At 73.5% G+C, this 13,239-nt stretch carries 11 protein-coding genes; 5 read left to right on the plus strand and 6 right to left on the minus strand.

The window, feature by feature from the left end; translation table 11 throughout:
* The first annotated feature begins 4 nt into the window (after positions 1–4).
* Positions 5–1,783, plus strand: a complete 1,779-nt coding sequence (locus ACGH52_RS06095) for a glycoside hydrolase family 15 protein (protein WP_399938062.1) — start codon at positions 5–7, stop codon at positions 1,781–1,783.
* A gap of 32 nt (positions 1,784–1,815) precedes the next feature.
* Here ACGH52_RS06095 and ACGH52_RS06100 read toward each other — a convergent pair whose 3' ends face one another.
* Genes ACGH52_RS06100 through ACGH52_RS06115 form a run of 4 tightly spaced genes read right to left on the minus strand, consistent with a single transcriptional unit; the run spans position 1,816 to position 6,683 of the window.
* Positions 1,816–2,952: an XdhC/CoxI family protein gene (locus tag ACGH52_RS06100; protein ID WP_059297499.1), complete on the minus strand. Its 1,137-nt coding sequence runs from the start codon at positions 2,950–2,952 to the stop codon at positions 1,816–1,818.
* Positions 2,945–5,095: a xanthine dehydrogenase family protein molybdopterin-binding subunit gene (locus tag ACGH52_RS06105; RefSeq protein ID WP_399938064.1), complete on the minus strand. Its 2,151-nt coding sequence runs from the start codon at positions 5,093–5,095 to the stop codon at positions 2,945–2,947. The genes ACGH52_RS06100 and ACGH52_RS06105 overlap by 8 nt, the downstream gene beginning before the upstream one ends.
* A complete protein-coding gene (locus tag ACGH52_RS06110; RefSeq protein WP_399938066.1) occupies positions 5,092–6,084 on the minus strand; it encodes an FAD binding domain-containing protein in 993 nt (330 codons plus the stop codon). The genes ACGH52_RS06105 and ACGH52_RS06110 overlap by 4 nt, the downstream gene beginning before the upstream one ends.
* A complete protein-coding gene (locus ACGH52_RS06115) occupies positions 6,081–6,683 on the minus strand; it encodes a 2Fe-2S iron-sulfur cluster-binding protein (protein WP_123621966.1) in 603 nt (200 codons plus the stop codon). The genes ACGH52_RS06110 and ACGH52_RS06115 overlap by 4 nt, the downstream gene beginning before the upstream one ends.
* Positions 6,684–6,881: 198 nt before the next feature.
* Between ACGH52_RS06115 and ACGH52_RS06120 the strand changes: the two genes are divergently transcribed.
* On the plus strand, positions 6,882–7,472 hold the full coding sequence (locus ACGH52_RS06120) for a TetR/AcrR family transcriptional regulator (RefSeq protein ID WP_059297503.1): 591 nt from the start codon (positions 6,882–6,884) through the stop codon (positions 7,470–7,472).
* On the opposite strand, the gene ACGH52_RS06125 is transcribed toward ACGH52_RS06120, so the two are convergent.
* Together ACGH52_RS06125 and ACGH52_RS06130 are read right to left on the minus strand one after the other, a co-directional pair.
* Positions 7,435–8,235 (minus strand): response regulator, encoded by an 801-nt coding sequence (locus ACGH52_RS06125; protein WP_399938069.1) that lies wholly within the window; start codon positions 8,233–8,235, stop codon positions 7,435–7,437. The two genes, ACGH52_RS06120 and ACGH52_RS06125, sit on opposite strands and share 38 nt — an antisense overlap.
* Positions 8,232–9,878: an ATP-binding protein gene (locus ACGH52_RS06130; RefSeq protein ID WP_399938071.1), complete on the minus strand. Its 1,647-nt coding sequence runs from the start codon at positions 9,876–9,878 to the stop codon at positions 8,232–8,234. The genes ACGH52_RS06125 and ACGH52_RS06130 overlap by 4 nt, the downstream gene beginning before the upstream one ends.
* Positions 9,879–10,151: 273 nt before the next feature.
* Between ACGH52_RS06130 and ACGH52_RS06135 the strand changes: the two genes are divergently transcribed.
* Genes ACGH52_RS06135 through ACGH52_RS06145 form a run of 3 tightly spaced genes read left to right on the plus strand, consistent with a single transcriptional unit; the run spans position 10,152 to position 13,181 of the window.
* Positions 10,152–11,138, plus strand: coding sequence for a Bug family tripartite tricarboxylate transporter substrate binding protein (locus tag ACGH52_RS06135; RefSeq protein WP_399938073.1), 987 nt, complete (start codon positions 10,152–10,154; stop codon positions 11,136–11,138).
* Complete coding sequence (locus ACGH52_RS06140) at positions 11,135–11,680, plus strand: tripartite tricarboxylate transporter TctB family protein (RefSeq protein WP_121701647.1); 546 nt, start codon at positions 11,135–11,137, stop codon at positions 11,678–11,680. The genes ACGH52_RS06135 and ACGH52_RS06140 overlap by 4 nt, the downstream gene beginning before the upstream one ends.
* Position 11,681: 1 nt before the next feature.
* Positions 11,682–13,181 (plus strand): tripartite tricarboxylate transporter permease, encoded by a 1,500-nt coding sequence (locus tag ACGH52_RS06145; protein ID WP_399938075.1) that lies wholly within the window; start codon positions 11,682–11,684, stop codon positions 13,179–13,181.
* The last annotated feature ends 58 nt before the right edge of the window (positions 13,182–13,239 follow it).

The raw sequence follows: 13,239 nt of genomic DNA on the forward strand, positions 1-13,239 counted from the left end.
CGTCATGGAGGACAGCGACGATCGGCGCGCGCCGACACCCGACACGTCGTGCCCGCCCTGGGCGCTGCGCGAGTACGCGGTACTCGCCGACGGTGAGCGGGGAGCCGTCCTGGACCCCCGGGGCCGGATCGTGTGGCTGTGCGCCCCGCGGTGGCACGACGACGCGGTGTTCTCCGCGCTGATCGGCGGGGCCGGGCACTTCACCGTGGAGCCGGCGGACCCCTGGCACGTCTGGGGCGGCTCCTACGAGGAGGGCACACTGATCCGGATCAGCCGGTGGGTGACCGCCGACTGCGTGATCGAGTGCCGGGAGGCCCTGGCCCTGCCGACCCGCACGGACCGGCTCGTACTGCTGCGCCGCATGCGCGTGGAGCGGGGCGAGGCGCGGCTGCGCATGGACCTGGACCCGCGGCCCGGCTTCGGGGAGGTCCGGATGCGCGACCCCCGGCTGGAAGCAGGCGTGTGGACGGCCGGGGCGCGGGGGCTGCGGATGCGGCTCGCCGGGGCTCCGGACGCGGTGTGGCGGGACGGGGCGGGGCTGTGCGGCGAGTTCCGGCTGCGCGAGGGCGAGACGCACGACCTCGTGCTGGAACTGTCCGAGGGGCCGGAGACCGGACCGCTGGACGCCGACGCGCTGTGGCGGACCACGGAACGGGAGTGGGGGCAGGCCGTCCCGGACTGCTCGCGGCTGGTCGCACCCCGCGACGCGCGGCACGCGTACGCCGTGCTGCGCGGCCTGACCAGCGTCTCCGGCGGGATGGTCGCCGCCGCGACCACATCCCTGCCGGAACGGGCCAACAGCGGGCGCAACTACGACTACCGCTACGCCTGGCTCCGCGACCAGTGCTACGCCGGTCTCGCGGTCGCCGCGCACGGACCGAACCCACTGGTCGACGACGCCGTGCGCTTCGTCGCCGAGCGTGTTCTCGCGGACGGCGACGGGGTGCGCCCCGCCTACACGGTCGACGGGCGGCCGGTCGGCAAGGAACGCTCCCTGCGACTGCCCGGCTATCCCGGTGGCAACGACCACGTCGGCAACGACGCGGGCGCGCAGTTCCAGCTGGACACCTTCGGCGAGGCGCTGCAACTGTTCGCCGCGGCCGCCGCGCACGACCGCCTGACCGACGAGGCGGAACGGGCCGCGGCCGTCGCCGTGGACGTCGTCGAGCGGCACTGGCTGCAGCCGGAGGCCGGGCTGTGGGAGCTGGAGAACCGGTGGTGGACCCACTCCCGGCTGAGCGTGGTGTGCGGGCTGCGGCGGATGTTGGAGGTGTTGCCCGGGGCCGCGGGGCGCCGGTGCGCCGACCTCGCCGACACGGTGCTGCGGGAGACGCGGCGCCGCTGTCTGCGCCCCGACGGCCGCTGGCGGCGGGCCGAGGACGACGACGGGCCGGAGGCCGCGCTGCTGGTGCCCATGGCCCGTGGCTGCGCGTTCGGGGACGGCGACGGTGACGCCGCCACTCGCGCGTACGTGGAGTCCCGCTTGGCCGAGGACGGGTACCTGTACCGCTTCGAACACCCCGGGGTGCCGCTCGGCGAGGCCGAGGGGACCTTCCTGCTCTGCGGCTTCACGATGGCGCTCGCCACGCACCGGGTCGGTGACCGGGTGGGCGCGTTCCGCTGGTTCGAGCGCACCCGGGCGGCCTGCGGACCGCCCGGGCTGTTCGCCGAGGAGTACGACGTGCGCCAGCGCCAGCTCCGCGGCAATCTCCCGCAGGCCTTCGTGCACGCGATGATGCTGGAGTGCGCGGTCCGCCTGGCCGACGAGTCGGCCCTGCCCTGAGCCTCCGGGCGTCCGTCCGGCCCGTTCGTCCCTCAGGCGGCCGCTCCCGTCACCTCCCGCTCCCGGTGTATCGGTGCCGAACCGCCCGTCAGGGGCACGCCCGTTCCGCCGCGGCGGGCCGCGACGATCTCCGCGGCGATGGACAGGGCCGTCTCCTCCGGGGTGCGTGCGCCGAGGTCGAGGCCGATCGGTGAGCGCAGCCCGGACAGCTCGTCCTCGCTCAGGCCCGCTTCGCGCAGCCTGCGGTCGCGGTCCTCGTGGGTGCGGCGCGAGCCCATGGCGCCGACGAACGCGACCGGTCTGCGCAGGGCCTCGGTCAGCAGCGGCACGTCGAACTTGGCGTCGTGGGTGAGCACGCACAGCACCGTGCGTTCGTCGGTCCGGGTCTGCCGCAGATAGCGGTGCGGCCAGTCGACGACGACCTCGTCGGCCTCCGGGAAGCGGGCCCGCGTGGCGAAGACCGGCCGGGCGTCGCACACGGTGACGTGATGCCCGAGGAACTTCCCGGCCCGCACCAGCGCCGCGGCGAAGTCGACCGCGCCGAAGACGATCATGCGGGGCGGCGGCACGCTGGACTCGACGAGGAGGGTGAGCCCGCCGGGGCAGTGCGAGCCGTCCTCGGAGAGTCCGACCGTGCCGGTGCGTCCGGCGTCCAGCAGGGCACCGGCCTCGGCGGCCGCGGTGCGGTCCAGGTCGGGATGCCCGCCGAGACCGCCCTCGTGGGTGCCGTCGGGACGGACCAGCAGTGCCCGGCCCAGTAGGTCGGACGGGCCCTGGACGACCCGGGCGAGGGCCACGGTCCCGCCCCGGGCGGCGGTCGAGAGCGCCGCCCGGAACACTTCGCGCGCCGGTGCGTCCGCGCCGACCGGCGTGACCAGCACGTCGATCACCCCGCCGCAGGTCAGCCCGACCGCGAAGGCGTCCTCGTCGCTGTAGCCGAACCGTCTGCGCACGCTCTCGCCGCTGTCCAGGGCCTCGGCGCACAGCTCGTACACCGCGCCCTCCACGCAGCCGCCGGAGACCGAGCCGATCACCGTGCCGTCGCGGTCGACGGCGAGGGCAGCGCCGGGCCCGCGCGGTGCGCTGCCGCCGACGGAGACGACACTGGCGACGGCGAACTCCCGGCCCTGCGCGAGCCAGCCGTCCAGCTCGTCGGCGATGTCAAGCATGCGGGCCGCCCTCGATTGCGGGCACCCCCGCCGACAGCACCCGGTCCGGCCGGATGGGCAGGTTGCGGTGGCGTACGCCGGTCGCGTGCCAGACGGCGTTGGCGACGGCCGCGGCGGCGCCCACGATGCCGATCTCGCCGACGCCCTTGATGCCGACCGGGTCGTCCGGGTCGGGGTCGTCCACCCAGTCGGCCTGGATGTCGCCCACGTCGGCGTTGGTGGCCACGTGGTATCCGGCGAGGTCGGGGGCGTAGAGGCCGCCGCTCGTCCGGTCCCGGACCGCCTCTTCGTGCAGGGCCATGGAGATGCCCCAGACCATGCCACCGACGAGCTGGTTGCGGGCGGTGAGCGGGTTGACGATCCGGCCGGCCGCGAAGATGCCGAGCATGCGGCGCACCCGCACCTCGCCGGTGGCGGGGTCCACGGCGACCTCGGCGAACTGCGCGCCGAAGGAGTGCCGTTCCTTCTGGGCGAGGGCGCCGAGGGCCTCGGTGGTGTCGGACCGTACGGTGATGCCCTCCGGCGGGATCGGCGTGCCGAGGGCCAGCCGCTCCCGCAGTTCGCGGGCCGCCAGCCGGATCGCCCAGGCCCAGGAACGCGTGCCCATCGAGCCGCCCGCGATCATCGCGGGGCCGAAGTCGCTGTCCCCGATCCGGACCCGGACCCGGTCGGGCGCGACCTCCAGGGCGTCGGCGGCGACAAGGGTGAGCGCCGTACGGGCGCCGGTGCCGATGTCGGCGGCGGCGATCCGCACCGTGAAGCCGCCGTCGGCCTGCGCGGTGACGACGGCCGTGGAGGGGCCGGCGCCCGCGTGGAAGGAGGCGGCGGCCGTGCCCGTGCCCAGGAGCCAGCGTCCGTCCCGGCGCGTCCCGGGGCGCGGGTCGCGCTCGGCCCAGCCGAACCGCCGGGCCCCTTCGCGGAAGCAGGCGTCCAGGTTGCGGCTGCTGAAGGGCAGACCGGAGATGGGGCCGACCTCGGGTTCGTTGCGCAGGCGCAGCTCGATCGGGTCGACGCCGCAGCGCTCGGCCAGTTCGTCGAGGGCCGCCTCGACGGCGAAGGACCCCGGTGCCTCGCCCGGCGCCCGCATGAAGGTCGGCGACGGCACGTCGAGCGGCGCGACCTCGTTGGCCGTGTGGTGGGCCTCGGCGTCGTACATCACCCGGGCCACGCCCGCGCTGGGCTCGACGAACTCGTAGACCGTGGAGGTCTGGTTCAGCGAGCGGTGCTCGAGGGCGCGCAGCCGGCCGTCGGCGTCGGCGCCGAGCCGCACGCGCTGGAGGGTGGGACTGCGGTAACCGGCCAGCGAGAACATCTGCCGCCTCGTCATGACCACGCGCACCGGCCGCTGCAACTCGGTCGCGGCCATCACGGCGGCGACCTGGTGGGCGCGCAGGCCCTTGCTGCCGAAGCCGCCGCCGATGTGCTCGGAACGCACCCGTACCGCGGAGGCGTCGAGGGAGAACATGCTCGCCAGTTCGCTCTGGATCCAGGTGGTGCCCTGGTTGGAGTCGACGACCTCCAGGCGGCCGCCGTCCCACAGGGCGGTGGCGGCGTGCGGCTCCATCATGCTGTGGTGCTCTTCGGGAGTGGTGTACTCCTCGTCCACCACGACGGCGGAGGCGGCGAGACCGGCCGCCAGGTCGCCCTTGGCGGTCTCGCCGGGCATGACCCCGCCGGCCGGGTGGGCACCCGGGTGGCCGGTGGTGAGGGTGGTGTCGTGCGGCTCCTCGTCGTAGGCGACGACGAGGGCCTCGGCGGCCTCCCTGGCCTGCTCGGGGGTCTCGGCGACGACGAGGGCGACCGGCCAGCCCACGTGGTGCACCCGGTCCTGCTGGAAGACCGCGGCGGTGGGGTCCGGCGGCATGCCCAGCAGGCCGATGTAGTCGGTGTCGACGCGCGGGGCGTTGCCGTGGTGCAGGACGGCCAGCACGCCGGGCATGGCGAGGACGGGCTCGGTGTCGATCTCGCGGATACGGCCGCGGGCGACGGTGGAGAGCACCAGCCAGCCGTGCGCGAGGTCGGCGAAGGGGATCTCGCCCGCGTAGCGGGCCGCCCCGGTGACCTTGTCGCGGCCCTCGACGCGGGTGTGCGAGGTGCCGACGACGCCCCTGAGCGCCGTACGGCCGGTCGTGGCGGTGGTCATCGGGCGGTCTCCTCGGCGAGTTCGGTCAGGACGGCCACCGCGAGGTTGCGCATGAGGGTCACCTTGTATCCGTTGTCGGGCAGCGGCCTGGCGGCAGCGAGTTCGAGGTCCGCGGCGGCGGCGAAGGTGTCGCCGTCGGCCGGTGCGCCGGTCAGCACGGACTCGGCCGCGCGGGCCCGCCAGGGCCGTGAGGCGACCGCGCCGAAGGCCAGCCGGGCCTCGCGCACGACGCCGTCCTCGATGTCGAGCGCGGCGGCGACCGAGCCGATCGCGAAGGCGTACGAGGCGCGCTCGCGCACCTTGCGGTAGCGGGAGCGGGCGGCGACCGGGGCGGGCGGCAGGGTGACGTCGGTGATCAGCGCGCCGGGCGGCAGGGCGGTCTCCCGGTGCGGGGTGTCCCCGACGGGGAGGTAGAAGTCGGCCAGCGGCAACCGGCCGGGCCCGTCGAGGGTCTCGTAGCCGACGACGGCGTCGAAGGCGGTGAGGGCCACGCCCATGTCGGAGGGGTGGACGGCCACGCAGTGGTCGGAGGCGCCCAGGACGGCGTGATTGTGGTGCTCGCCCGTGAGCGCGGAGCAACCGCTGCCCGGGGACCGCTTGTTGCAGGGCTTGCTCAGGTCGGTGAAGTAGCCGCAGCGGGTGCGCTGGAGCAGGTTGCCGCCGACGGTGGCCATGTTGCGCAGTTGGCCGGAGGCCCCGGCCAGGACCGCCTGTGCCAGGGCCGGGTAGCGGCGGCGCACTTCGGGGTGGGCGGCCAGGTCGCTGTTGGTGACGGTGGCGCCGATGCGCAGTCCGCCGTCCGCGGTCTCCTCGATGCCGTCCAGGGGGAGTTCGCGGACGTCGACGAGCCGGGCGGGGCGCTCGACGCCGGTCTTCATCAGGTCGACGAGGTTGGTGCCGCCGCCGAGGAAGCGGGCGTCCGGGTCGGCGGCGAGCAGGGCCACGGCGCCGGAGACGTCGTCGGCGCGCTGGTATGCGAACTCCCTCATGCGGCCGTCTCCTCGGTGGTCCCGGGCCGGTCGGCGCGGTCGTCGTCGTGGGCGGCGGCCTCGTGTGCCTCGGCGGCGCGGGTGACCGCCTGGACGATGGAGACGTAGGCGCCGCAGCGGCACAGGTTGCCGCTCATCCGTTCGCGGATCTCGTCGGGCGTCAGGGGTGGCGGTCCGGCCTCGGGGCGCACGTCCTCGGTGGCGGCGCTGGGCCAGCCGGCCGCGTGCTCCTCGATGACGGCGATCGCCGAGCAGATCTGCCCGGGGGTGCAGTAGCCGCACTGGTAGCCGTCGAGGTCGAGGAAGGCCTGCTGGACCGGGTGCAGCCGGTCCCCCTCGGCCATCCCCTCGATGGTGGTGATCTCGCGTCCCTCGGCGGCGACGGCGAGGTTCAGACAGGACACGGCGCGACGCCCGTCGACCAGGACGGTACAGGCACCGCACTGCCCCTGGTCGCAGCCCTTCTTGGTACCGGTGAGGTCGAGGCGCTCGCGCAGGGCGTCGAGCAGGGTGGTGCGGTGGTCGACGGTCAGCTGGTGCTTCTCGCCGTTGATGTTCAGGACGACGGCGCTGGACGTCGACGAGGGCGCTGGGGCCATGATCAGCCTTCTTTGGTGTCTGGTGACCGGGAAAACTGGCTGTAGGCGGTGGGTTCACGGGTGGGCGGGGGCCGTCGGCCGCTTTCCGCCGGTAGAGTGGGTGGGGTAAACGGACAACTGTCCACTCACGGAAAACGTAACGGACAGTTGTCCGCTTAGCAAGGTCGGGATTCGGCCACGAACCCGGAAGGAGGACGAGTGCCGCAGTCGAACAAGGACAAGCCGGACAGTCCCCTGCGCTCGGACGCCCAGCGCAACCGCGAGCGCATCCTGGCAGTGGCCACGGAGGAGCTGACGCACTGCGCGAAGGCGCCGTTGAGCGCCATCGCCAAGAAGGCGGGGGTCGGGCAGGGCACCTTCTACCGCAATTTCCCGAACCGCGAGGCGCTCGTCCTGGAGATCTACCGCCACGGGATGCAGCAGGTGGCCGAGGCCGCCCCCGAGATGCTGGCCACCCGGGAACCCGACCGGGCCCTGCGCGACTGGATGGACCGCCTCGCCGAGTTCGCCATGACCAAGGCGGGTCTGGCGGACGCGATCCGGCTGGTCACCAGCGCACCCGGGGCCCCGGAGAAGCCGCGCCCCACCCCGCTGGAGGACGCGGCCGAACTCCTGCTCCGGGCCAACGACGAGGCCGGCACGATCCGGCCCGGTGTGACCGGGGACGACTTCTTCCTCGTCCTGGGCGGTCTGTGGCTGATCGGCCCCGGCGAGGACCGGCAGCCGCGGGTCACCAAGTTCCTGGACTTCGTCATGGACGGCCTGCGGGCCGGAGCGCCGGGCCGGTGACCGCGCCCCGGAAGCGGTAGCGGCGTTCGGGTCGGCCCGCCACCCCGTAGCGCAGGGACACCTCCGCGCTGCCCACGGTGTGGAAGTACTCCAGGTAGCGGCGGGCGCTGACCCGGGAGATGCCGGTCAGCGCGGCGCACTCGCTGGCGGACAGGGTGCCGTCGGCTCCTCGGAGGGTTCGCTCGACGAGTCCGGCGGTCTCCACGCTCATCCCCTTGGGCAGCGCGGGGGCCGGTGCGGCCTGTGCCGCGGCCCCGGCCAGTACGCGGTCGACGTCGGCCTGGCTGCGCACCACCGTGCCCAGCAGCCGGCCGCGCTGGACGGCGTAGCGCTCCAGCCGGACCCGCAGGTCCTCGAACTCGAAGGGTTTGAGGAGGTAGTCGACCACACCGTGCCGCACGGCGCCGCGCACCGCGTCCGCCTCCCGGGCCGCGCTGATGACCATGACGTCGCAGTCGTGGCCCGCGGCCCGCAGCCGTGGGATGACGTCGAGACCGAAGACGTCCGGCAGGTACAGGTCGAGCAGGACCAGGTCGGGGCGGAGTTCCGCGACGGCGGCCAGCGCCTGCTCCCCGGTGCCGGCGACGCCGACGACCCGGAACGGCTCGACCCGTTCGACGAACGCGCGGTGGACGCGGGCCACCATGAAGTCGTCGTCGACGACGAGCACTCCGATCGGTGCGGCGGCACGGGACGTGCCCGTGTTCGGGGCGGTCGCGGCGTTCGCGGCGGTCGGGTCGGACGTGCCGCTCGTAGCCGTCATGGTGCTGCTCCTTCCGCCACCGCGTCGATGAGGTGGCTGACGGTCATGCGTGCGGTGAACATGGCCCCCTCGGGGGTGTTGGCCACCGAGATCTCACCGCCGTGACGTTCGCAGACCAGCCGGGTCAGCGCCAGGCCGATGCCGCGCTCGCCCTGCCGGGCGGCCTTGGTGGTGAAGCCGTGCGAGAAGACCTCCCGGGCCAGTTCGGGCGCCACGCCGGGCCCGGAGTCGCGGACCACGATCTCGACGCTGGCGGCGTCCTGCCGCAGTTCGACCTCGACCCACGCCTCGTGTGCGTCGCCCGGGGCCGCGGCGGCGTCCACGGCGTTGTCGACGAGGTTGCCGAGCACGGTCGCCACGTCGGCGGCGTCCGCGGGCTCCAGCCGCTCCAGCGCGGTGCGGTCCGAGACGCGCAGGGTGACCCTGCGCTCGGCCGCGAGGGAGGACTTCGCCGTGATCAGCGCGGCCACGGCCGTGTCCCGGACCCGGCGGCTGAGGGTGACGTCCAGGGACTGGCGGCGCTGGTTGAGCCCGCGGATGTAGCGCACCACCTCGTCCTGCTCGCCGATCTGGATGAGCCCGGAGATGGTGTGCAGTTGGTTGGCGAACTCGTGGGCCTGGGCGCGCAGCAGCTCGGAGGTGGAGCGGAAGGAGCCGATCTCCCGCTCCAGGCGGGCCAGTTCGGTGCGGTCGCGCAGGGTGGTGACCGAGCCGAGCGGACGGCCGTCCTTGCTGACGGTCATGCGGTTCATGACCAGGACCCGGCCGTGGCGGACGACGACCTCGTCGCGCGGCCCGGCCGCTTCGGGCGTGGCACCGGCGAGCACGTCGCGCAGCCGGCCGTCGATGCCGAGTCCGTCCAGGCTCTGGCCCACGCAGTCGGCGGGCAGGTCGAGCAGGCGCCGGCCCATCTCGTTGACCAGGGTGAGCCGGTGCTGCGGGTCCAGGGCGACGACGCCCTCGGCGATGCCGTACAGCATGGCTTCCCGGTGTTCGGCGAGGCCGGCGATCTCGCGCGGCTCCAGGCCGAGGGTCTGCCGCTTGACGCGCCGGGCCAGCAGCCAGGAACCGGCGACGCCGAGGCCGCTGGCGATGCCGAGGTAGGCGAGGAGGTAGGAGGAGGCGCCGTTGAGGCGCTGCCACACCGTCGGGTCCGCCTCGCCGACCATCACCGTGCCGAGGTGGCGGCCGAGGGTCTGCCGGGTGGCACCGAGCACCGGGACCTGGGCGACGAGTTCCCGGCTGCCCTGCACCGTCAGCGGCCCCGACCAGCCGCTCGTGACACCGGCACCCTTTCCGCGCGGCAGCCGGGCGCCGATCAGGGTGGGGTCGGTGGAGCTGACGACGCGGCCGTCGGCGTCGGCCACCGTGACGGAGGTGACCCCGGACTGGGTCTGCGTGGAGTTGACCAGCGGGGCGAGGGCCTCCTGCGGCACCGGGCGCAGCAGCTGACTGCGGACCAGCGGCGTGGCGGCCAGCTGTTCGGCCAGCGCGGTGACCCGGCGGCCTTCGACGCGGTTGAAGGTGGCCTCGGACTGGGCGAGCGAGACGGCGGCCACCGCGAGCAGGACGACCACGACGATGGCGAGCTGGAGGACCAGCATCTCGCCCGCGAGGGTCTGACGGCGGAAGGTGGGGGCCACGGCGGACTCGTTCTGGGCTCATGGAGGGGCGGGGGGCCGGGTCGCCATCATGGCGCCCACCTGCGGCGAGGGAAAGGGATGTGCCTGCATCGCAATGAACCGGCGATCCGACAGCGATGTCGGTCCCGCGGCCACGGCGACCGCAATGAACACAACCTCCCTTGGTTCCGCAAGGAAGACAGGCGGCGGGCGCGCGTGCACCATGTGGCCCACGTCACCCTCCCCCACAGGGCTCCCCGTACCCCTCTACCCAACCGACAGGTGGTGTCATACGTGCGCCTGCGCACCCCCCTCGCCCTGCTCGGGGCCGCCGTCCTCGTGCTGGCCGGACCGCCGTTGCTCTCCTCGGGCGACGACTCGGACTCCGGCACCCGGATTCCGGGCCTGCGCTTCATGGTTCCCAACACGCCCGGCGGCGGCTACGACATCACCGCCCGCACGGCCGCGAAGAACGCCGAGGACGCCGGGCTCACCCACGGCATCGAGGTGTTCAACCTGCCCGGCGCGGGCGGCACCGTGGGCCTGAGCCGGCTGGTGAGCGAGCACGGCAACGGCAAGCTCGCCATGTCCATGGGCCTCGGCGTCGTGGGCGCCGCCCGCTCCAACCACGCGCCCAAGACCCTCGCCGACGCCACGCCGATCGCGCGGCTCACCGAGGAGCAGGACGTCGTCGTGGTCGCCAAGGACTCGCCGTACAAGACGATCGACGAGCTGATCGACGCCTGGAAGGAGGACCCGGGGAAGATCCCGGTGGGCGGCGGTTCGTCGCCGGGCGGGCCCGACCACCTCGCGCCGATGCTGATGGCGCAGGCCGCCGGGATCCAGCCGAAGTCGGTCAACTACATCCCCTTCGACGGCGGCGGCGAGCTGCTCGCCTCCATCCTCGGCGACAAGGTCGGCTTCGGGGTCTCCGGCGTCGGCGAGTACCTGGACCAGATCAAGGCGGGCGAGCTGCGGGTGCTCGCGGTGACCGGTCCCGAACGGGTGGACGACCTCAAGGACGCGCCCACCCTCAAGGAGTCCGGCTACGACGTGGACTTCACCAACTGGCGCGGCATCGTCGCCCCGCCCGGTCTGTCCGACGCGCAGCGCGACAAGCTGATCCGCCTGTTCGAGGAACTGCACGACTCGTCCGAGTGGAAGAAGTCCATGGACCAGAACGGCTGGGACGACGCGTTCCTGACCGGTGAGGAGTTCGGCGACTTCCTGGAGGCGCAGGACAAGCGTGTGGTGTCGGTGCTGAAGGAGCTGGGACTGTGACGACGCCGACCGAACTCCCCGAGGACCGCGAGGGCACGGCCACCGGCCGTCGCTCGTGGCTGCGCGACCACTCCGAACTGGGCGTGTGCGCCCTGCTGCTGGCGCTCGGCGTGCTCGTGCTGACCGACGCGCTCACCATGGACGTCGACATCACCCAGCGCGGCCCGGTCGGCCCGAAGACCGTGCCGGTCGTGGTCGGCATCGGCCTGCTGGTGATCGCCGCGCTGCTCGCCGTCGACGTGCTGCGCGGCGGCCGCGGCGAGGCCGAGGGCGGCGAGGACGTCGACCTGTCCGAACCGGCCGACTGGCGCACGGTGCTGCTGCTGTCCGGGATCTTCCTCGGCGCGGCCGCCCTCATCGAACCGGCCGGCTTCCCCGTCGCCGGGGCGCTGCTCTTCTGGGGCGCCGCGTTCGCGCTCGGCAGCCGCCGGGTGGACCGCGATCCGCTGATCGCCGCGGTGCTGTCCCTGATCACCTACGTCGTCTTCGACAAGCTGCTCGGCGTGCCGCTGCCCGGCGGTCCGCTGATGGGAGTGCTCTGACATGAACGCCCTCAACTCCCTCATCGACGGGTTCGGCACGGCCCTGACCCCGCTCAACCTGCTGTGGGCCGCCCTCGGCGTGCTGCTCGGCACGGCCATCGGCGTGCTGCCCGGCATCGGTCCGGCGATGGCGGTGGCGCTGCTGCTGCCGGTCACGTACGGGCTGGAGCCGGTCGCGGCGTTCATCATGTTCGCGGGCATCTACTACGGCGCGATGTTCGGCGGTTCGACCACCTCCATCCTGCTCAACACCCCCGGCGAGAGCGCCGCCGTGGTCGCGGCCATGGAGGGCAACCCCATGGCCAAGGCGGGGCGCGGCGCGCAGGCGCTGGCGGCCGCGGCCATCGGTCACTTCGCGGGCGGCATGATCGGCACGGTCCTGCTGGTGGCGCTCGCGCCGACGGTCGCCGACCTGGCGGTGGACATCGGCGCTCCGGACTACTTCGCCATCATGGTGCTGGCGTTCATCGCCGTGACGTCGGTACTGGGTTCGTCGCGGATCAGAGGGCTGGCCTCGCTGCTGATCGGCCTGACGATCGGCCTGGTGGGCCTGGACCAGATGACGGGCCAGCAGCGACTGACCTTCGGCTCGCTGCAACTCGCCGACGGTGTGGACGTGGTGATCGTGGCGGTCGGTCTGTTCGCGATCGGCGAGGCGCTGTGGGTGGCGGCCCACCTGCGGCGCGGGGCGGCCGAACCGATCCCGGTGGGCCGTCCCTGGCTCGGCCGCGTCGATGTGAAGCGCACCTGGAAGTCCTGGCTGCGCGGCCCGTTCATCGGCTTCCCGTTCGGCGCGATCCCGGCGGGCGGCGCGGAGATCCCCACCTTCCTGTCGTACGTCACGGAGAAGCGGCTGTCCAAGCACAAGGACGAGTGGGGCAAGGGCGCCATCGAGGGCGTGGCCGGTCCCGAGTCGGCGGCATCGGCCTCGGCGGCGGGCACGCTGGTGTCCATGCTGACGCTAGGCCTGCCGACCACCGCGGTCGCGGCGGTCATGCTGGCGGCCTTCCAGCAGTACGGCATCCAGCCGGGCCCGCTGCTCTTCGAACGCGAGCCCGAGCTGGTGTGGGGTCTGATCGCCTCCCTCTTCGTCGGCATGGTGCTGCTGCTCGCCCTGAACCTGCCGCTGGCCCCGGTGTGGGCCAAACTGCTGCGGATCCCGCGGCCGTACCTGTACGCGGGGATCATGTTCTTCGCGGCGGTCGGCGCGTACGCGGTCGGCGGTGAGGTGGTCGACCTGGTGATCCTGCTGGTCATCGGTCTGATCGGATTCGGTATGCGGCGCTACGGACTGCCCGTCCTGCCCGCCGTGATCGGCGTCATCCTCGGCCCGAACGCCGAGCAGCAACTGCGCCGCGCCCTGCAGATCAGCGACGGCAGCGCGACGGGGCTGGTCAACACGCCGTTCTCGGTGACGGTGTACGCGGTGATCGTGCTGCTGCTGGCCTGGCCCCTGGTGAAGCGGCTGGTGGTCCGGGCACGGACCCGCGCGGACGCCTGATCCCCTGCCCGGTACGCCGCGACTTCATCGGTAACCTCGTCGGCAGCTACGCCCTCCG

This window comes from Streptomyces sp. BBFR25, assembly GCF_044590125.1.
GTDB classification, from domain to species: Bacteria; Actinomycetota; Actinomycetes; order Streptomycetales; family Streptomycetaceae; genus Streptomyces; species Streptomyces canus_D.

Excerpts from the sequence above, each read along its gene's own strand:
- ACGH52_RS06095 (WP_399938062.1), top strand. The coding sequence starts at position 5 with ATGGAGGACAGCGACGATCGGCGCGCGCCGACACCCGACACGTCGTGC.
- ACGH52_RS06100 (WP_059297499.1), bottom strand. The coding sequence starts at position 2,952 with ATGCTTGACATCGCCGACGAGCTGGACGGCTGGCTCGCGCAGGGCCGG.
- ACGH52_RS06105 (WP_399938064.1), bottom strand. The coding sequence starts at position 5,095 with ATGACCACCGCCACGACCGGCCGTACGGCGCTCAGGGGCGTCGTCGGC.
- ACGH52_RS06110 (WP_399938066.1), bottom strand. The coding sequence starts at position 6,084 with ATGAGGGAGTTCGCATACCAGCGCGCCGACGACGTCTCCGGCGCCGTG.
- ACGH52_RS06115 (WP_123621966.1), bottom strand. The coding sequence starts at position 6,683 with ATGGCCCCAGCGCCCTCGTCGACGTCCAGCGCCGTCGTCCTGAACATC.
- ACGH52_RS06125 (WP_399938069.1), bottom strand. The coding sequence starts at position 8,235 with ATGACGGCTACGAGCGGCACGTCCGACCCGACCGCCGCGAACGCCGCG.
- ACGH52_RS06145 (WP_399938075.1), top strand. The coding sequence starts at position 11,682 with ATGAACGCCCTCAACTCCCTCATCGACGGGTTCGGCACGGCCCTGACC.